The following is a 20,675-nucleotide window of genomic DNA, read 5'->3' as shown; positions in this document are numbered from 1 at the left end:
AATATCAAAGTTTCAATTTGATGTTGAATCCCAGGGTACGCAAACTTGGCTGCATAAAATAATCAAACCCTTGATAATAAGTCCCTGTTGACGCAGTTGATTCCGGATCAAACGGAGCCTTCCTGTATATCATAAACAGATTATTGGCAGTCACTCCCAAGGTCAGTTCTTTACTCTTCAACCATTTTCTAGGTAAAGTATAGCTAATATGAGCTTCCTGTAAACGTACATTGGTCGCACTGTAAATATATTCGGACCATATAGGATTGTCTCCACCTACTACCGCATAATATCCTTCGGCTGAGATTTTTCCGGTATTTACTGCTATACCACCATTATTTCGTGCTTCAGCACTCACCGCTGAAACGCCATACTCATCCAGAATAGCCTGTGTCTGTGACATACATATACCTCCCAGGCGCGCAGTCAGGACAAATCCCAGATTCACACCTTTCCATGAAAAATCATTTGAAAAACCAAGATTGCCTTTAGGCAATACCGAACCCCGGTATTGTGGATTGGACAAGTTGGTCTGCATCACATTCCCGTTGGAATCAAGAGCGATATTCCCCTCAGCATCACGCTTAAAGTCAGTATATGTATAAATATCGCCCATACCACCACCTTTTTTCAGGACTACTCCGCAACCACTAAGTCCTGCCTGCCTTACCACCTCATTAGGATTCTCCAACAGTTCTACTATTTTGTTACGGTTCATACTGTAAGCCAATGAAGAGCTCCATGTAAAATCCGCCCAGGATTTAGTATATCCCACCGATAATTCCAATCCACGATTCCTGATATTACCTGTTTGAATATATTCCTTATTAAAACCTGCAGCTCCAGACGTAACATCCCGCAACAATGTCTGTTTGCGTGTATTGGATTGGTAAACAGTCAAGTCAACAGACAAAGCATTTCCAAACAAGCGTGCAGTGACACCTGCCTCCCATGAATCCGTACGTTCCGGATAAAATTTCTTCGGAAATTTGTAAGTTACTGTTTTATAAGTTCCCAAAGCGGGATTATATTCATACCTCCATGCCGATGACAGATTAGGCTCAATGGCCGAACCGACAGACGCCCACGAAGCACGTACTTTCAAATAATTAATCATTTGTGGCATCTTCGCCATTTCCGAAATAACCGCAGATACCCCTACAGAAGGATAGAAGAATGATGTTTGTGCGGTTCCATGCAAAGCTGAGTCCCAATCATTACGACCGGTCAGAGTCAAGTAAAGCATACTTCTATACCCCAACTCGGCACTGATAAACATTGAATTGATATAATGTTTGTAGCTCTCAAAAATAGGACGATTGTCATTGGTTGCGTTTCCATAATCTATAGCATTCGGCGTAAACACATTAGAAGGAGCTTTCAGACCTCCCTGAAAACCGGTAACATCATATTTCAAACGGGAAAATGAAGCACCCATATTAGAAGAAATGCTAAAATTCTCCCCTAATGTCTTATTGATATTAAGCATCAAGTCTCCATACAATGTCTGATCATTAATCTTATCATAGCCATAAAAACCGTAATCGGAAGGTGCAAACAACTTTAATGTAGAGGCATACCGTTTATCTTCCTGCTTAGTGGCAGCATCATCCCAGCGCAAACGCCCGGTAACATTCAGCCAGTCTAATATTTCATATTTCAGGCTGGCACTCACCATATAACGATTCCGGTCATTAGTGCGATTCATACGGTTTGCCACCCAATAAGGATTCTGCATCTTAAGAGCATCTCCATAGTTCCAATTTTGCACATATATCTTACGAACAGGATCATATACCTCAAATGTACGGATTGCATCAAAACTTTCTCCCCTCGGGAAAAGATAAAGAGAAGTCAAAGGGTTAAACCACTGACCTTGAGCCATCAGATTTTTATCTTTCTCACGAATATAATTAAAGTTAAAATCACAAGTCATCTTATCATTCAAGAATGAGGTGGTATTACGAAACGTAAAATTATACCGATCATATGAGTTATTAGGAATAATCCCTTGTGCATTCGTCGTACCCACAGAAAGATATGTCTGATTCTTGCTAGTACCTGCTGTCAGTGAAATATTGTTTTGAATATTAGTACCCGTATTAAAGAAATCAGCCGGTTCATAAGTACCGAATTCCGAAGTAGCTTTATCTCCCCAAGTTTTTATCTCCCCCGGACGATTCACATATTGGTCCTGAAACTTTGGCATTACAAATGGATTGGCAAACTGTGAACTATTAGAAATCGTGACGGACACTTTTCCTTCTTGCCCCTTCTTAGTAGTAATCATAACCACTCCCTGAGCAGCAGCCGAACCGTAAAGAGCGGCAGCAGCCGGTCCGCTAAGCACCGAAATAGACTCGATATCTTCCGGATTGACATCCGCAATACTTTCTGTCCCCGGCTGATTCGCATACATCATTGCATCCCCCTTCAATTCTCCCTGGCTTCTACCAGTCACAGGAATACCATCAATAACATAAAGAGCCTGATTACTTTGGCTGATAGACTTCGGACCACGCATCACCACACGGGCAGCGCCGCCCATACCAGCTGAGGAAGCATTGATATTCACTCCTGCAACCTTACCGGACAATGAATTCATGAAATTGGCACTCTTCACAGTAGTGACAGCATCATTGCCCACTTTCTGAACATTATAACTTAATGCTTTCTCTGAACGCTTAATTCCTAAAGCCGTAACGACCACTTCCCCCAGTTCCTGAGCTCCATCCTCCAAAACAATATTGACAATATTTTCTGTAGCATGAGTCTCTTTTGTCTGATAACCTACGTATGAAAAAACAAGAACAGGCGTTGCAGTCTTAGTTGTTATTTTATAATTGCCATCCAAATCGGTCACCGCACCGTTAGTTGTTCCTTTTTCAATCACTGTAACTCCGATTAACGGTTCTCCTTTCGCATCTACAACATTGCCGGATATATTTCTGCTTTTAGCCTTTTTGATATTTTGTTCCGGCACAATCATTATATAATTATCTTTTATCAAATATGTAAAACCTGTTCCTTTAAGAATTACTTTCAAAGCTTGCTCCAAAGGTTGTTTTTCAATATCTAAAGATATTCTATTCACAGGAAGTTGAGAATCATTATAAGAAATAGACATGTGGGTTAACTTCCTGACTTCAGCCAATGCTTCCTGTAGTGAAATATTTTTTCTTTTTATTGTTATTTTACTACTATTCTGAGCATAAATCGCTGACCCTACTAATAGCAGACAAATTATTAATATACTTTTTCTAATGTTTTTCAGATATAAATTCATATCTTAGCAGCGTTTTAGTGTTAAAATCATAATATTTTCTCAAGTCAAACAAAGGTAGTAAACTATTTTTTACACCATTTTAATACTAAACTTATTTCATATCCGGAGTAGGTGGGGCCTTCTCCGGATATTTTTCTACATAGGCGGAGTAAATTGAGCGTTAAATAATAAGAAAAATATTCATTACCAAATTATATGGCAGGCATTGTCTTTCAAACGATAATCAAATTGGCCGACAACCACTTGCATCACTTCCAAAACTTCTTCCAGCCCTGCATTTTCTTTAAACACAAAGTTGTAGCGATCCTGATTACGTTTCTTCGTAGAAACATAAAACATAATTCCAAAATGACGCTCCAATGTCTGTATAATTTCAGCAATTGTGGCTTTATTAAATACAATTTCCCCTCGTTGCCATGCCGTTACATCTTTCATGTTGGCAGTCAGCACTTGGCAGTCAGCTGTACATTTATTATACACAACCTGATATCCGGGAGTTAAAACATAACTAATCGTATCATTACAGTCCACTCGTACTTTCCCTTCGATCAAAGAAGTGGTTATTATATCTTCTTCCGGATAAGCTTTCACATTAAACTCTGTTCCCAAGGCAGTTATTGCCATATTTGATGATCGCACAATGAAAGGTTTCTCCGGATTTTTTGCCACTTTAAATTCGGCTTCTCCCATCAGATAAACCGTTCGGGTCTTGCCCTCCAGATTTTCAGGATAAAATACATATGAACCAGAATTCAGACATACGGTAGTTCCGTCCGGAAGACTGATTGTCTCTCTGGCCCCATTATTCACATAATGTTCCACCATTGCGATATTGTCCCTGTCAAAATGATTATAACTTACCCACAAAGTAGTTGTCACAGACAGAATGACGATAACAGCAGCTGCCGCAACAGATTTCCACAACTTCCAACGATTTACATTTGTAACCATTGGAGTATATTCAATGCCGATTTTATCCAATACCTGCTGAAACGAATGCTCCATACCGTGTCCAAACTTTCCTTTCGTCTTAAACCATAAATTATGAAGCGCCATTTCTTTCTCTTCTGCAGAATCAGGACTAATCATCCAACGATGAAATCTGTCGATTGTCCGCTTTGAATAATCAAAGTCAATAAAAGAGCGTAGCTGTTTTTCCAATTTACTTTTCATCTATACCAAATCAAGTGTTACATATAAGAGACAACTTGCCAGACATACATACTTAGTCTAAATAGAAAAAAAATAAAAATAAAATGATTTTTTTTAGATCTTGAAGGGCTTTATAGATATGTTGCTCAACTGTACGAACCGAAACATTCAACTTCTCAGCAATTTCCGGTGAAGTCATCCCTTCCTCTCTGCTCATTAAAAAAACACGCCTGCGCTGTTCCGGCATGCGTTCAAGAGCCATCTGAACAAAAAGCTCAAGTTCATGAGCACAAAATTCATCATCCGGCGTAGGCAATCCCAGTTCCGCCATTCGCATTTTTTCTGCTGCAACATCCAAGTAGTCATATTCAACAGCCTTATGCTTCAAAAAATTATAGATATGGTTTCGTACAACTGTATATAAATAACTATCCAATTTTTCACGTTCTAACCATAAATCCGGTTTCTCCCATAGCTTAACAAATATATCTTGAGCTATATCTTCTGCATCTTCTTCTGATTTTAACAATTGCCATGCGAAAGTTTTTACTTTGGGGAAATTCAGATCAAAAAACTTTTTAAAACGAAGAACTTTATCTTCCATTCGTGTGATAATCATCATGTATATCCATTAAGATTAACAAGTAAAATATAAAACCCTTCAACAAAGTTAATTATTAAATAATTTATCAACAACCTTTTTCATAAGAAAAGAATCAAAAAAAGAAAGATTTCAATAGTTTTCCGGACCTAAGCAACTAATAATCAATAGATAAGAATTAATTCATTATTTTTATTTGAAACAACTGTGCAAAACGACTATCTTTGTGCAAAGATTAAGGTATAGATAAAAGATTTGCACTATGAAATATGATATTCCGTATATGACAACAGAGGCTGTAAGCCTGCTTAAATCACTGATTAGTATTCCTTCAATCAGTCGGGAAGAAACCCAGGCTGCGGATTTCCTGCAAAACTATATTGAAATGGCAGGTATGCAGACGGGACGTAAAGGAAATAATGTGTGGTGCTTTAGTCCGATGTTTGATCTGAAGAAGCCGACTATTTTACTTAACTCCCACATAGACACAGTGAAACCGGTTAACGGTTGGCGGAAAGATCCGTTCACTCCACGTGAAGAAAACGGTAAGTTATATGGATTAGGAAGTAACGATGCCGGTGCCAGCGTTGTTTCGTTATTACAGGTGTTCCTGCAACTATGTCGTACTTCGCAAAAATACAATCTGATTTATCTAGCCTCTTGTGAAGAAGAAGTCTCAGGAAAAAACGGAATTGAAAGTGTATTGCCGGGACTTCCTCCAGTCTCATTCGCTATCGTAGGAGAACCTACAGAAATGCAACCTGCCATTGCCGAGAAGGGATTAATGGTACTAGATGTGACCGCAACAGGTAAAGCAGGCCACGCAGCACGTAACGAAGGAGACAATGCAATTTACAAGGTGTTAGACGACATAGCTTGGTTCCGTGACTATCGTTTTGAGAAAGAATCACCCTTGTTGGGTCCCGTGAAGATGAGTGTCACTGTTATCAATGCCGGTACACAACACAATGTGATTCCCGATAAATGTACTTTCATCGTCGATGTCCGGAGTAACGAGCTTTACTCAAATGAAGAATTGTTTGCTGAAATCAAAAAGCATATTTCCTGTGAAGCCCAAGCTCGTTCATTCCGTCTCAATTCTTCACGAATCGACGAGAAACATCCGTTTGTTCAAAAAGCTGTGAAGCTAGGACGCGTTCCTTTTGGTTCTCCAACATTGTCCGACCAGGCACTAATGTCCTTTCCATCAGTGAAAATAGGTCCGGGCCGTTCGTCACGCTCACACACGGCAGAAGAATATATCATGTTAAAAGAAATAGAAGAAGCTATTGGACTTTATTTAGAGCTATTGGACGGGCTTCTGATTTAAGCCATAGCTATTCATACTTGCTGTAAGAAATCCGATATAACTGTCACGGCAGGTATGAATTGTCCACCAATACGAACAAATTCATCCAGATTAGCAAATCACGATACTATAATACAACAATCATTCCAACAGATTAAACAATGTCTTTTCCAGCTTCTTACTTCTTAAATCTTTTGCAACAACAATGCCCTCCGGATCTACAAGAAAAGTTTTGGGTATTGCATAAATACCATATACATCAGCAGCATCCACATTCAATACTTGTGTCCAGTTCATTCCGAGTTCTTCAATAGCAGTCCTCCAAGCTTTCTGTTTCTTATCTATAGAGATACTAATCACCTCAAATCCCTTAGAAGCATATTTCTCATAAGCAGCTTTCACATTGGGCATTTCATTCCGGCACGGACCGCACCATGAAGCCCAAAAGTCTATTAACACATACTTCCCCTTACCTACATAGTCGGACAACTGTTTTATCTCTCCAGCATTGTCTTTCACCTTAGCGTTCGGAAAACGTTCGCCAATCTTTATCTTAGCGTCCATTGCCTGCCGTTTCTTTTGTTCTTCACGCTCCTCCGGAGTCATTTTCTTTTCACGCTCGGCCTCAAAACGCCGGGCCATTTGCCTCATTTTTTCTAATTTATCTTTCACCAATACATGCTGCGCAAACACAGAAGAAGCCTCGCTCATCATATCTTCCAATAGACTGTGATATATAGACACTTCTTTTAAAGATAACAGAAATACTCCCACCAAACTGTTTTGGTGTTCTTCTACAAAAGCGCGAATCGAATCCCTCTGTGCCAAATCTATCTCCACATTTCTCCGCCATATTGCAGCAAATGCAGTATCCCGTTTCAGTGCTTCTCTAAAACTCTCTCCAGATTTTTGGCTCATGACAAGTGAAATATTACTTTTCACTATTTGTTTGTTATTATTTATCACCGACTGCATTCCTTTCCAAGCCACATCCAAAGTATCATTCAGCGGCGTACCTCCTACGGTCCTCGTGGTAAGATTGATCACAATCTTTCCTTTTTCGAGAATCAACGGATAAGTTTCTCCATCCCTATCCTTAATAAGTGCAATATTCGGTGTCTGACGTACACCAGAAAAAGAGAACTTTCCCTTTTTCACTTTTGCACTGTCGAGAACGACTTCTTTGGCTTTTTCTCCATCATCCATCAGACACAAATACAACAACTGATTATTCAATTCCTCATTAGCAATACCTTGGATAGAGAATTTCTCTTGGGCAGAAGAAAATATAGCAATAGCACAAAAAGTGCATAAAATCATAATTCGATTTCTCATATAGAATAAATTTATATCAAAAACAGTAAACACTCATGTTCAATACCTGCTATTATCATTTCAAATTCTGATAATCATTTAAACTAATAATAGATCTTCTTATTTTTCTTATCGGAAATGGTCTGATAATCTTTCACCTTTATATTAAAATATGATTTAGACTTTCCATCATCATTAGAAGGCAACTGTTCTTTATCTTTTTTGTGTGGCAACTCAAGAATATCTATTTCTTTCACACTCTTCTTCAGTTTCGGGAATAAAAGACTGATATAAATATATTTATGATTAAATCCTTTGACAGCCAACAGCCTCCCTATCGGAGCTCCACCATCATATCCCCGCACATTATACTCATCGCCACTTTTCTTATCGATAATCTTAAATCCCGGACTATAATACAACCATTGCCAATCCCAATAAATAGGTTGTATGAATGTCACTTTAGTATCATTCTTTCTCCTTTCAATCGAATATAAAGAAGGACTTGTAGACATCCCATTTTCATACGCTTTCTCATACACTTCTTCAGGAACTATAACTATACTATCGCTTGGAAGCATATAGGCTTGTGCATATAATTCTTTATCACGCTTCTGCTTTTGCTCATATTCTTTCAACCGCTGTTCACCTCTTTTTACTCGTTCACTTTTCTCCGGCATTACCTCTTTGGACATCTCTGTATGGAGTTGCTGCACTAACAACGGCGTTGTCTCACGCATAACAATCAATGAAGCCTCTTTATATTTTTTACCTACGGGAGATTCATAAAATGCAGCAACAGCTTTTAATTCTTCCAATGTTAAATGCTTCTCATAAACAGGCATATACATTTCAAACACCTTATTCTCTACTTTCTCTTTCCAGTTTTTAGAGAACTCATTCCAATAAGCCTCATCCTTTTTCGGCGCATTCAATTTCATTATAGATGATAATCTCTGGAGAAAGTCATCCGTAGTAGTCGAAGTACCAGAAAAATCCATGATTTTCTTCAACGTTTCTTTGTACTCATCTGTCGCATTTGTATTTTGTGCAGAAGCTGGTAAAATTAAAGTAAACAGTGCAATTATACACATCGTTACTTTAGGAAGGAAAATGTTTTTCATAATTATCTAATTTCATTTATTTTGATTCCATGTTTTATTTTGCATTTTTTACAAAGATACACATTAAATCTATATCATTTAATAGAATAGTACAATCAATGAGGCTACTATCCGGCTGCCCTGCAATGTATAGATAAACGAAATATCCCCTATTCATCGCTAATTATAACATTCATTCCCCTCTCTTATCAAAATGGCTTTGGACAATTCATTTCATCTTTTGATATGATATTATTATCTTTTTCTCACATACTTCGTTCATTTTTCGTAATTAACGCTATCTTTGCAATAGGTCGCTAAATCTAAATAAGACTTTCAAAATACATAATATACGAATATGAAAAAGATTTTATTTTTATATATCATTCATCTAGGATTTGCCCTACAACCCATACAAATTCAAGCTTGTTGTCTCGACAATGAGGCTGTTCTCGCCAATGGGACTGCCATTATTCTACAATCACCTAAAGTGGACAATACCAAAACCATTCAGTTCATCAAAGATTTCTACGCAAACTACGTTTTTGGAGCAAAGAATTATGTTCCGGCAGTAAAAAAGCATTGTACAGCCAAATTGCAAAAGCAGCTGAAAGATAACTACGAGTATGACAGCGAAGGATATGCGATATGGAACTTCCGAACAGGTATGCAAGACGGACCAAGCGACATATCTAAAGTAACATCAGTAACTGCATTGGGAAATGGTTTATACAAGGTCAATTTCATTGATATGGGAATAAAGGGTAACCGTACTTTGAAAATTATCGACGTAAACGGGACACTGAAGTTCGATGCTATTAAATAATCCCCTCTAAGCAGATATATTATCAATTTAACAGATAACTAAAAAAGCCTTACTATTCAATCAAATAATGAAAGTAAATCATCTATAAGACTACATCTTTCACCACTTTCACCTTCTTCCCGAAACCTCCATCCAGAGCAGGAAAGCGGGTGAAAGCGACCATGCAAAAGCCCTTCTATCACGCTTTCACCATTTTCACCGACACACTTCAAATCGACGCTTACTCAAATCGTTTCCATTTACCGCCGGAGCACATCACGAGATACCCCGTAATAACCCGCTGCAGCCACATAAATCGGCTGCATACGTTTGCCGATATTTCGCAATTTACCTTCTTCCAGCAATCGCCGGAGATGACGATTCGCCGTAGTCCGTGTCATGCAGCATACTTCCTGAAAATCATAACGAAGCATTACGTCATGATCGGCGAAATATTCCTTCAGCCGCATATCTATCTCCACCTCCGACAAAGACTCCGAATGGCGCGCATACTTACTCCGGCTGGCTTTGGCACCTACCAATTCACCCCGCAGGCGAGCATCCGGACGGAAACCGATTGTTTTCAGTTCCATCTTCGACCATTTGTTTTTAGTACTGCGGGTCACCTTTTGCGTGCTCCTCAAAATAGGGGCAAAATAGCCTAGCCCCTCGATATGTACCTCGCGTCCTTCACGTAGTTCTTCACCACAAATTTGGGCAAGCATCTCGAACGCATTTTTTACATCACCTACAGAAAGCGAACTGCGTCCGTGAATCATCCGGCACAGTTTATCCGTTCCCACCTTACCATTCAAAAAAATGCGGGGATGCAAACCTTTCTCTTCCGAATCATCGGACTCACCGGGATTCTCATACCAATCGTAAAGTATAGCCATTAGTAGTTAACGTTTTGATAGTGAATATATTTCATGTAAAAACTTTAAGTTTATCATCAAACCACTACCGTGGTTCATTTAAATCACAGTTGTTATCCAAGTAGATCACTTTTGTCATTTGATTAAACCACGAAAGTGAATCAACAATAACTCTTCGTCAAAGATACGATAAAAAATAGAGAAAAGGACGATAAGAAGCCGCCTTCTTCAGTCAAGTAGAAATTTATATTTTTTCCGGAGAAACACTTGCAAACCGGTATCATCCTATAGTACATTCGCAGTATCAGTGCTGAACAATAAACCGATTTTAATCACTTAAAAATAGAAAAAACAATGAATGCAATAACATTGATATGGAGACAGGTATTGAAGGAACTAAAATTGTTTCAAATGAAGGAAAACAAAGAAGATGCAGTTGAGAAAACAGACAAAGAGCCACAGAAAACGCTAAAATGTCATGAAGATAAATATACCGTTCCCCTGCCGGACACAGCACCGCCTACTGGAAGGGAGAAAGAGACAGAACGAAAACAACCGGTCCGATTAACCCAAGAGGTACGTACATTCCTGCAAAAACAGTATGATTTTCGTTACAACCTATTGACGGAAGAAACGGAATATCGTCCTGCCAACAAGCGTGCCGTTCCTTTCGAACCTGTAAGTAAGCGGGAACTGAACACTTTCTGCATGGAAGCACACGACCAGGGCATATCCTGCTGGGATAAAGACTTGAGCCGTTACATTTATTCCACTTGTATTCCTAAATACCATCCTTTCCGGCTTTACATGGAGGAACTGCCCGGCTGGGATGGGACAGACAGACTGGAAGCTTTGGCGCAGCGTGTCTCTGACAATCAGCTCTGGATAAAAAGCTTCCATACCTGGATGCTGGGACTCACCGCCCAATGGTTAGGCATGACGGGAATACATGCCAACAGCGTAGCCCCCATACTTGTCAGCAGCGAGCAGGGACGACAAAAATCCACATTTTGCAAGGCACTGATGCCGCCGGCACTGTCACGTTATTACATGGACAACCTGAAACTGTCTGCACAAGGAAAACCCGAAAGGTTACTTGCCGAAATGGGACTTCTGAACATGGATGAATTTGACAAATACGGAACGCAGCAAATGCCATTATTGAAGAATCTGATGCAAATGGCAAACCTGAATATCTGCAAAGCTTATCAAAAGAATTTCCGCAACTTGCCGCGCATCGCTTCGTTCATCGGTACAAGCAACCGTTTTGACTTGCTCACCGATCCCACCGGTAGCCGGCGATTCATCTGCATTGAAGCAGAACATTTGATCGACTGCGAAGGTATCATGCACGATCAGATCTATGCCCAACTGAAAGCTGAACTGCTCTCCGGCATCCGCTACTGGTTCACAAAAGAAGAGGAACGGGAACTGCAACGCCACAACGCCGCTTTTTATCATCCGTGTCCGGCAGAGGAAGTCTTTCATGCCTGCTTCCGGATAGCTAAAGATGATGAAGAGGGAAGCGAACGGCTCTCGGCTTCGGACATATTCAGAAGACTGAAAATGTATAACCCCGCTGCCATGCGTGGAAGTAATCCGGCTACGTTCGCGCAAGTTTTGCTTGCGGCAGGTGTCACCCGCAAACATACCAAATATGGAAATGTGTATCTGGTGAAACCGATGAAAGCGGCATAAAGCTTCTGACAGAGGAAGGATTCACCCGTAAGAGACTGGGAAATAACAGTTTACAAAGGGGTGAAAGAGGTGAAAAGAGAAAGAGGACATTAAGAGGGAAATAGGCTATAAACAGTAAGATTTTGAATAGAAAATCAGAAAAGACTTGATTATCTATTCAAAATCTTATTGTTTCCGGATATTTATCCTACTATCCATTTACTGCCCGGTATAAACGAGATTATCTTAGTTGTTACCAAACAACAGATAAACGTAACCACTGCGATACATGGTATAGCGGCAACAGTGGGAAGCGCCAATGTATCTTTGAACACAGTCACCCACAGTCCGAGCCAGAATATGTGCATAAGATACATACCATAGCTAAGTTTCGATGTTTCCGTCACTAACTTGGGAGCTTGCGGACGTTTGATACATGTAAACATAAGGAATGTACCCGTTGTGAGAAGCACACAGTTAATCGTACAGAAAGCCCATCCTATTTCTATTACAGGTGTGGAATGGAGTTCGCCGGGTATAGCCTGCACATAGAATGAATAAATAGTCCATACAGCACCGATTACCATTAAAATGATTCCTACAGTGAAACGTTTGGAACGGTTCCAGGTAAGATGTACACGAATGTAATGTGCCAGAACAAGATAGCCCAAATAACCGGAGAAGTACCACAACATGTGGTATTCATTCCAGAAACATTGTCCCCACACTTCACCGCACCAACGATTGAGATAAGGCATACAGGTTGACAACACGAACAGCCCTATAAAGAAACGCTCTTCTTTAGCCGTGGCTTTTCTCAACCATGGGGATATAATTGGGATAAACAAATAAAGGCTTATCAGAGGATACATAAACCACAAGTGTCCGGCTAGCGTCGGAAAATTCAGGAATATCCGCGACAAGTCCTTCATAGATGTTTCTCCGTCTATCTGTCCCCACAGCATAGGTAGAGTGCTGTACAGTATCATGAATATGAAAAACGGTGGAAGGATGCGAAGACAGCGCTGGCGATAGAATTGCCACATAGACTGCTCTTCCTTCATCGGTGCAAGCAGGAAGGCAGAGACTATCATGAACAGGGGTACTGCCATACGTGAAAAACCGTCGTACACTGATACCCATAGCCGGTCTACTTCATTTGCCAAAAAAGACTGCGGACCTGCCATATCAGTGGCTCCGGGAGCACAGTAGAAATTTTCACTGGCATGAACAAGGATGACGAGAAAGCATGCAAACACACGGATGTAATCTAAAAAAACAATACGTTTCATTTATTCTAAGTTTTCTAGTTATTAATTTATTCTTTTGTGTTCGGGAACGCAGAGATTCTCAACCGTGCCGCACCCATAGGGATCAATGTTATTTCTTCTTTATCACCTTTCACCGCATCTTCTTCCGGCAATACGCCACACAGTCCTGTTTCGTCTATCTTCCATTCAGGAACCGGACGACCGATAGCTTTTACTTCCAAAGATACACTGGCTACTGTGAAAGGATAGTTGTCAGCCGGCCAAGATTTACGGATTACCTTGAAATTCTTCAAAGGTTCTTTCTTATCCAATACCAACGAATAATTCCAAGGGCTATCTGGATAGATTTCAGTAGTAGGCCATTTCTTCGAATCAGCACCTTTCTGCCATTTTGAATCACCGATAGCTGTTTCTCGACTGTCTTTCTCTACATATTTCTCTGCAATCTTAAGAGACAAAGTCAAAGGTCCGTAATCTACGCTTACGCTGTTTTTATTCACCTGCCAGGTACGCATAGACAAAGACATCGGAAGAGTCAATTCCACACAATCACCATTCGCCCACTCGCGATTGATGCAAAGATATTTTCCCGCTACAGGAGCTGCACTTACCTTCTTGCCATTCACCCGCACTTCCACCTTTTGAGTCCATGAAGGAATACGAAGATAAAATGGAAAAGCGACCTTTTCATCGGTAGAAACAGTGAAGGCAATGCCTTCTTCAAAAGGATAATTTGTCTCTTCGTGAAGAGTGATTTCCTTGCCGTCACCCACTTTCACTGTAGCTTTGCAAGCTGCATAAATAGCTGTTGCCACTCCGTTGTCGGGAGTTGCCAATACCAGATGTTCGGTGAAGTAAGGCCAGCCCTGTGCATGATTATGTTGGCAGCAACGACTGCTGAAAGGATTCATCGAAAGGAACGGGCCACGATTGTCAATGCCCGGATGATGGTTCTTCGAATCACTGATGGCATGGTTCGGACAAGTGATATAACGCAATGCCTTGAAATCGGGCATCACGGCAGCCGGATAAGAGTTGAACGCTACTTCTTCACAGTGTTCAGCCCACATGGGATCTCCTGTCATGCAAAGCATGATTTCATCGGAAGCCATTTGTTCTACCAAACCGCAGGTTTCCACTCCCTGTCGGGGATCGATATATCCCAGACGAGCATTTTCGTCCGCACCGAACATACCTCCGGGAACCTGTCCAAAAGTACGCCGTATCAGATGATGGACATTATAAGAGGCTTTCAGCATCGCTGAATCTCCGGTCTGCATATAATAAGTGGCAGGTTCACGGAAACATTGGGCGATATTTACATTGTGCCAGTTAGGTAAGGAGGTGGATTTCGTCCAGTCGGCTGTGTTACGGTGAATCTTCTCGGCTAATTCGAGTAGGAAAGCATCCCCAGTATGGTTGTAAAGCCAGTAGATACTGATGATGTTATCACCGCCACGGCTTTTCTCCCAATAATCTTCCAGAAGTTGGTCATCGGGAACAGTCATCTGCCACTTGAAGTAATTCGTCATCAGGTCAATGACACGCTGATCTTGAGAATACTCATAATAAGATTGCAGACACCAGAGCATAATCATCTGTGCCCAAAGTTCGCGTTTGCCGTTACGTTCATTGACCGGACCGAAATAGCCATCCGGCTGGCGACTGGCAAATACACCTTCAATCCAATATTTGGTTTCTTCAATCATCTTCGGGTCATTCAGGATATATGCTAGATTGCCATACCCTTTGAGCCAGTAAGGAACTTCCTCCCAGCCGTGATCGCCACCAGTTGTCAACCAGGCATTATTATCCTTTTCCAGCCAAGCGCTGATTTCTCCCAAATGTCCGGTCAGACCGTCACGTTGCAACTCCAGATACTTCTTCACCCATCCTTCGGGCTGAATACTACCTACCGGCAACTTTATAAAATTCAACGGTCGAAGCGGAGCGCGATACCCGATATAATTGGTATTGACGGACTGTATGTCCGGTCGGTCCACTACCGTCACCGTACCACAAGAAGAAGCAGGCGCACAAGCTGTAACCGCCACTCCAAGCACTATCGATGCAAAAAGTCCTTTCGTTTTATTTTTCTTCATTTCGTCTATTCTACTACTTCCGGAAATCATCCTAATTTCCCTATGAACCCAATTGAGCACTAACAAATTACATTAAAATAAAGAACGGATAATCTCTAATCAGACAACCCGTTCTTCAATGGCATGAACTGCCTTTATAACCTATTTATCAACAGAGAATTTGAAGATACATTGGCTTGTATACTTTTCGCCCGGGCGAAGTACAGCCGACGGCCATTCCGCTTTGTTCGGAGTATCCGGATATTTCTGTGTTTCGAGACATACGGAAGCACGTTGGTTGTAAGTAATGCCTTTCTTTCCTGTCAGTGAACCATCGAGGAAATTACCTGCATATACCTGAATACCCGGTTCATTAGTATAAACGTCGAGTACGATACCAGTCTTCGGTGATTTCAAAGAAGCGCATTTACGGGTTACGTCGCCTTTCGTGTTCAATACCCAGTTGTGATCGTAACCATTGCCATTTTTCAGCTGTACGAAATCATAGTCGTTGATACGTTCGCCTACCGGAGTCGGGGTGCGGAAATCCATCGGAGTTCCTTCTACCGGAACGATCTCGCCAGTTGTCATGAAGGTACTGTCCACCGGAGTATAATAGTCCGCATCCACCATCAACAAATGACCGGAGTTGTTGCCGGCATCGCCTTCAAGATTAAAATAAGAGTGGTTGGTCATATTTACAATCGTCGGTTTGTCTGTTTCCGCTTCGTATTGAATATCGATGGCATTATCGTCCGTCAGTTTCATCAACACTTTACAAGTGATGTTTCCCGGAAAACCTTCTTCACCGTCTTCTGCACGGTAAGTCAACTGCAATTCCTGCGGATTCAGCAATTCGGCATCAAACACCCGGTATTGGAATCCTTGCGGTCCGCCGTGCAGACAATGACCGTAGTTATTGCGGGGAAGCTGATATTCTACACTATCCAAAGTGAACTGTCCCTGATTGATACGATTGGCATAACGTCCGATAGTGGCACCGAAATCCGAAGGCTTGCTGATATAGTCCTGAATAGAATCGAAACCGAGAACAACGTCACGCATCTGTCCGTCTTTGTCGGGAACCATCACTGAAACAATACGTCCACCGAAGTTCGTGATACAAACTTCCATGTTGTTCTTGTTACGCAAAGTGAACAAATCAGTCTTCTTTCCATCTACTTCTGTCTGGAATTTACTCTGCAATAAACCGGAATCTGTAGCCTTTTCAGCTTTCGGAGTACAAGCTGCCATTAAAAGGGCGGCAACTGCCCATACACATAACTTTTTCATGATACAATTGGTTTTTAACTATTAGTTTTCAGCTATTCATATTTAGATGCAGACGACGCGGATAACACGTTTTTTCTGATTTTGCACCAGAAAAAGAACCGCATCATCCGCGTTATCCGCGTTCAATTTACTATGTCAGCATATTACTGTATACTATTCAATAAATCTACCTTTCCTTCATTAACCAACTTCAAAATCAACTCACCGAAAAGAGTATTCTGCCAGGCAAACCATGCACGGGTAAAATTCTTCGGATTATCCTTATGGAAAGATTCGTGCATAAAACCGGTACCGGCATCGGTGTCCATCAACATCTTGATACAGGTTTTGATTTCGGCATCATTCTGACTTGTGAAGGCTTTCATCATAATACTCATCGGCCACACCATATCATAACCGATATGCGGTCCGCCGATTCCTTCGCCTGCCTTGCCTTTAAAGAAGTAAGGATTGTCCTCACTCCATACAAAACGGCGGGTATTCTGATAAATCGGATCGTTTACATTCACATCACCCAAATAAGGCATCGCAAGCAAACTCGGCACATTGGCATCGTCCATCAGATGATGATTTCCAAAACCATCTACCTCGAAGGCATAGATTTTACCATATTTAGGATGATTATACACCGCATATTTCTTCAATGCTGTTTCCACTTCCTGCGCCAGGTTCTTACATTCTTTGGACAAAGCTGTCTTCTTGTTTACCTTCTCCAAAATCTCGGCTGCCTTACGCAAAGAAGATACGGCAAAGAAATTGGAAGGAACCAGGAATTGAAGCGTAGTAGCATCGTCCGAAGGACGGAAACTGGAAACAATCAAACCGACTGGTTTCACCGGTGCTCCCAGACCGTCATTGCTCACAGTATCCAGTGCACGTTCCGTCTTACGTTGGAATTTATAAGGACCTACTCCGTCTTTGCGTTGTTGCTCTTTGAATGTTTTCAGTACATTAGTGATTGCCTGAATCCATTCTTCGTTAAATATGCTCGCATCTCCGGTAGTCTTCCAGTAATGATAGGCCAAGCGCAACGGATAACACAAAGAGTCTATTTCCCATTTACGTTCGTGCAACTCCGGTTTCATGTCCGTAAGGTCACTCATCCAATGACCGTCAGGAATAGCGCCGTCATTAAAAGCATTCGCGTACGGATCGATATTGATACATTTGAACTGGCGGAGAATAACACCTGCCAGCATTTCTTTCAGTTCGGGATCCGAATTAGCCAATTGTACGTAAGGCCATACCTGTGCACCGGAGTCGCGCAACCACATGGCGTGAATATCGCCCGTATATACGAACGTATCCGGTTTGCCATCGCTTCCTTTACGGAAATGTACGGTTGTATCCAGTGTATTCGGGAAACAGTTGGTAAACATCCATGCCAACTTCGCATTCTTTAAAAGTTTCTGTACACGGAGAATCTCCTTCTCTACCGCATTGGAACGGAACAAACGATTGGATATTTCCGGGCGGTTATCTTTCTGAATGGCATCCGCCAGACATACATGCATTTCCGTCATACGGTTGGAGGCTTGCAGCTCCCCGCCACAGAGAAGCATACCTGCCAGCATACCTGCGCTGATATATTTGACCTGTTTCTTCATGATTACTTCTTCTTTTTAAATTCGTTAGAGAAAGAATAAGGGAAATCGGACTCTTTTGTACCACGTTGCTGATTGGGTTTCGCGTCCATCTTGAAAGAAATGCTAGCGCCATTCAACAAATCCTGATGAGTCAGATAGTTTTTGGTATATTCTTTACCGTTCAATGTCATTGATGAAATGTAACGCTTATCGTCTCCGTTATTCGGAGCGGAGATAGTCACCGTCTTTCCGTTTTCCAGATGCAGCTTCATCTCCTTGAAGTAGGGAGTACCCAAGACATATTCATCCGTACCCGGACATACCGGATAGAATCCCATTGCCGAGAATACATACCAGGCAGAAGTCTGGCCGTTGTCCTCATCACCGCAATAACCGTCGGGAGCAGGAGTATAAAGTTTGTCCATCACTTCACGAATCCAATGTTGCGCTTTCCAGGGTTGGCCGGAATAGTTGTACATATAAAGCATGTGCTGAATCGGCTGGTTGCCATGTGCATAGTTGCCCATGTTCATAATCTGCATTTCACGGATTTCATGAATAACGGCTCGATAATAACTTTCATCGAAAATCGGAGGCAGGATAAATACAGAATCCATCATCTGGTTGAATCCGTCTTTACCACCCATCAGGTCGATCAGACCTTGAGGATCATGGAATACCGACCAGGTATAATGACAACTATTACCTTCCGTAAAGGCATCCCCCCACTTCAACGGATTAAACGGAGACTGGAATGTACCGTCTTCATTCTTGCCACGCATCAGTTTGTATTCGGGATCGTAGAGATTCTTATAATTCATTGCACGCTTTGCGAAAATTTCAATCTCTTTTTTCGGTTTCTTCAAGGCTTTACCCAATTGATAGATACACCAGTCATCGTATGCATATTCCAGTGTACGGGCTGCATTCTCGTTAATACCTACATTATAAGGCACATATCCTAATTTATTATAATACTCATGTCCTAATCGTCCGGTAGAGCCAACGTTCGGATGCACTGCGTTCGCTCCGTGTTTCACAGCTTCCCACAAGGTTTCGATATCGTATCCTTTCAATCCTTTCAGGTAAGCATCGGCAACTACGGAAGCGGAGTTGTTTCCAACCATGCAACCTCTGTGTCCCGGACTCGCCCATTCCGGCAGGAATCCGCTTTCTTTATAAGTGTTCACCAATCCTTCCTGCATCTTTGTATTCATGGATGGATACATCAGGTTAAGGAATGGGAAAAGACAACGGAACGTATCCCAGAAACCGGTATCGGTAAACATATAGCCCGGAAGCACTTCGCCATTATAAGGACTGTAGTGCATCACGTCTCCTTTGGCATCTATCTCATAGAAACTTCTGGGGAACAATACCGAACGATACAGGCAGGAGTAGAATGTACGCAAATGGTCGATATCATCGTCTTTCACTTCGATACGTCCCAGTACATCGTTCCATATCTTGCGGCCTTTCGCTGCAATCTGTTCAACATTGTCCGTACCCAGCTCTTTCAGGTTCAGTTCCGCCTGTTCAGGGCTGATAAAAGAGGAAGCTACACGCACATTTACCTGTTCGCCCTTGCGGGTTTTGAAACCGATCAGTGCACCGGTATGATTGTCTGTCGCTTCCAGTTTGTTGGTGTCAATCACACCACTGGCTACGGCAGCCGTATAAGTAAACGGTTTGTCGAATACCAGTACAAAGTAGTTTTTAAAGTTGGCAGGAACACCACCGCTGTTTTTAGTGGTATAACCGATAATCTTGTTCTCCGAAGGGATTACTTTCACAAACGAACCTTTATCAAAAGCGTCTACCACTACATAAGAGTGGTCGTTTTCGGGGAAAGTGAAACGGAAAGCAGCCGCTCTCTCTGTCGGAGCAATTTCGGTCACTACATCATGATCGGCGAGATATACTTTGTAATAATAAGGAGTAGCCGTTTCAGCTTTATGAGAGAACCAACTGGCACGCTCATCCTGATTAAATACTGCCTTACCGGTTACCGGCATGATGGCAAATTGACCGTAATCATTGATCCAAGGACTTGGCTGATGGGTTTGTTTGAATCCTCTGATCTTGTCAGCGTCATACGTATAGGCCCATCCATCGCCCATTTTACCAGTCTGCGGAACCCAAAAGTTCATTCCCCAGGGCAGCGCAATGGCAGGGTAAGTATTTCCGGTAGATAATGCGTGCTTTGACTGCGTACCAACCAGCGGACTAACGTAGTCCACCGGTCCGGTAATTGTTTTTGCAGTCATAGCCCATGCACTAAGTAACGTAAAAGCGAATAGAGCTAGTTTCTTCATGGTATTT

The 20,675-nt window shown here is 41.6% G+C and carries 13 protein-coding genes and 1 pseudogene; 3 read left to right on the top strand and 11 right to left on the bottom strand.

All coding sequences use genetic code 11. The annotated features are described in order from the left end of the window. Positions 1 to 4 precede the first annotated feature (4 nt). The 3 genes from BXY_RS13585 to BXY_RS13575 form a co-directional block, all read right to left on the bottom strand. Positions 5 to 3,286 (bottom strand): SusC/RagA family TonB-linked outer membrane protein, encoded by a 3,282-nt coding sequence (locus tag BXY_RS13585; protein WP_004309566.1) that lies wholly within the window; start codon positions 3,284 to 3,286, stop codon positions 5 to 7. A gap of 183 nt (positions 3,287 to 3,469) precedes the next feature. Then, positions 3,470 to 4,459, bottom strand: coding sequence for a FecR family protein (locus tag BXY_RS13580; RefSeq protein ID WP_004309565.1), 990 nt, complete (start codon positions 4,457 to 4,459; stop codon positions 3,470 to 3,472). Positions 4,460 to 4,511: 52 nt separating this feature from the next. Next, positions 4,512 to 5,057: an RNA polymerase sigma-70 factor gene (locus BXY_RS13575; RefSeq protein WP_008642840.1), complete on the bottom strand. Its 546-nt coding sequence runs from the start codon at positions 5,055 to 5,057 to the stop codon at positions 4,512 to 4,514. Positions 5,058 to 5,301: 244 nt separating this feature from the next. Between BXY_RS13575 and BXY_RS13570 the strand changes: the two genes are divergently transcribed. After that, positions 5,302 to 6,369 carry a M20 family metallo-hydrolase gene (locus BXY_RS13570; RefSeq protein ID WP_008642838.1) on the top strand — a complete coding sequence of 356 codons (1,068 nt, stop codon included), beginning with the start codon at positions 5,302 to 5,304 and terminating at the stop codon, positions 6,367 to 6,369. A 120-nt stretch (positions 6,370 to 6,489) separates the two neighbouring features. Here the strand turns inward: BXY_RS13570 and BXY_RS13565 are convergent, their stop codons facing one another. Further along, positions 6,490 to 7,683, bottom strand: a complete 1,194-nt coding sequence (locus BXY_RS13565) for a TlpA disulfide reductase family protein (RefSeq protein WP_008642836.1) — start codon at positions 7,681 to 7,683, stop codon at positions 6,490 to 6,492. Positions 7,684 to 7,766: 83 nt separating this feature from the next. Continuing rightward, the gene (locus BXY_RS13560; protein ID WP_015532198.1) at positions 7,767 to 8,786 is read right to left on the bottom strand and encodes a DUF2059 domain-containing protein; all 1,020 of its coding nucleotides are present in this window, start codon (positions 8,784 to 8,786) and stop codon (positions 7,767 to 7,769) included. Between the two features lie 337 nt (positions 8,787 to 9,123). Between BXY_RS13560 and BXY_RS13555 the strand changes: the two genes are divergently transcribed. Further along, the gene (locus BXY_RS13555; RefSeq protein ID WP_015532197.1) at positions 9,124 to 9,591 is read left to right on the top strand and encodes a hypothetical protein; all 468 of its coding nucleotides are present in this window, start codon (positions 9,124 to 9,126) and stop codon (positions 9,589 to 9,591) included. Positions 9,592 to 9,830: 239 nt separating this feature from the next. Here BXY_RS13555 and BXY_RS13550 read toward each other — a convergent pair whose 3' ends face one another. Beyond that, entirely contained in the window at positions 9,831 to 10,466 is a 636-nt protein-coding gene (locus BXY_RS13550) for an HU family DNA-binding protein (protein ID WP_015532195.1), read from the bottom strand. A 333-nt stretch (positions 10,467 to 10,799) separates the two neighbouring features. On the opposite strand from BXY_RS13550, the gene BXY_RS13545 reads away from it, so the two are divergent. Further along, complete coding sequence (locus BXY_RS13545) at positions 10,800 to 12,143, top strand: VapE domain-containing protein (protein ID WP_009039179.1); 1,344 nt, start codon at positions 10,800 to 10,802, stop codon at positions 12,141 to 12,143. Between the two features lie 182 nt (positions 12,144 to 12,325). Here BXY_RS13545 and BXY_RS13540 read toward each other — a convergent pair whose 3' ends face one another. The 5 genes and pseudogenes from BXY_RS13540 to BXY_RS13520 all read right to left on the bottom strand — a co-directional run bounded on the left by BXY_RS13540 (position 12,326) and on the right by BXY_RS13520 (position 20,668). Then, positions 12,326 to 13,414 carry an acyltransferase gene (locus BXY_RS13540; protein ID WP_015532194.1) on the bottom strand — a complete coding sequence of 363 codons (1,089 nt, stop codon included), beginning with the start codon at positions 13,412 to 13,414 and terminating at the stop codon, positions 12,326 to 12,328. A 26-nt stretch (positions 13,415 to 13,440) separates the two neighbouring features. Next, positions 13,441 to 15,495 carry a beta-L-arabinofuranosidase domain-containing protein gene (locus BXY_RS13535; RefSeq protein WP_208946816.1) on the bottom strand — a complete coding sequence of 685 codons (2,055 nt, stop codon included), beginning with the start codon at positions 15,493 to 15,495 and terminating at the stop codon, positions 13,441 to 13,443. Positions 15,496 to 15,636: 141 nt separating this feature from the next. Next, positions 15,637 to 16,767 carry an aldose epimerase family protein gene (locus tag BXY_RS13530; protein WP_015532192.1) on the bottom strand — a complete coding sequence of 377 codons (1,131 nt, stop codon included), beginning with the start codon at positions 16,765 to 16,767 and terminating at the stop codon, positions 15,637 to 15,639. A gap of 143 nt (positions 16,768 to 16,910) precedes the next feature. After that, a pseudogene (locus BXY_RS13525) lies at positions 16,911 to 18,272 on the bottom strand (glycoside hydrolase family 125 protein); the annotation flags it as partial. A gap of 104 nt (positions 18,273 to 18,376) precedes the next feature. Next, positions 18,377 to 20,668, bottom strand: a complete 2,292-nt coding sequence (locus BXY_RS13520; protein ID WP_015532190.1) for a GH92 family glycosyl hydrolase — start codon at positions 20,666 to 20,668, stop codon at positions 18,377 to 18,379. Positions 20,669 to 20,675 lie beyond the last annotated feature (7 nt).

Source organism: Bacteroides xylanisolvens XB1A (assembly GCF_000210075.1).
Classification (GTDB): domain Bacteria; phylum Bacteroidota; class Bacteroidia; order Bacteroidales; family Bacteroidaceae; genus Bacteroides; species Bacteroides xylanisolvens.
This window is presented reverse-complemented; position numbering and strand designations above follow the sequence as displayed.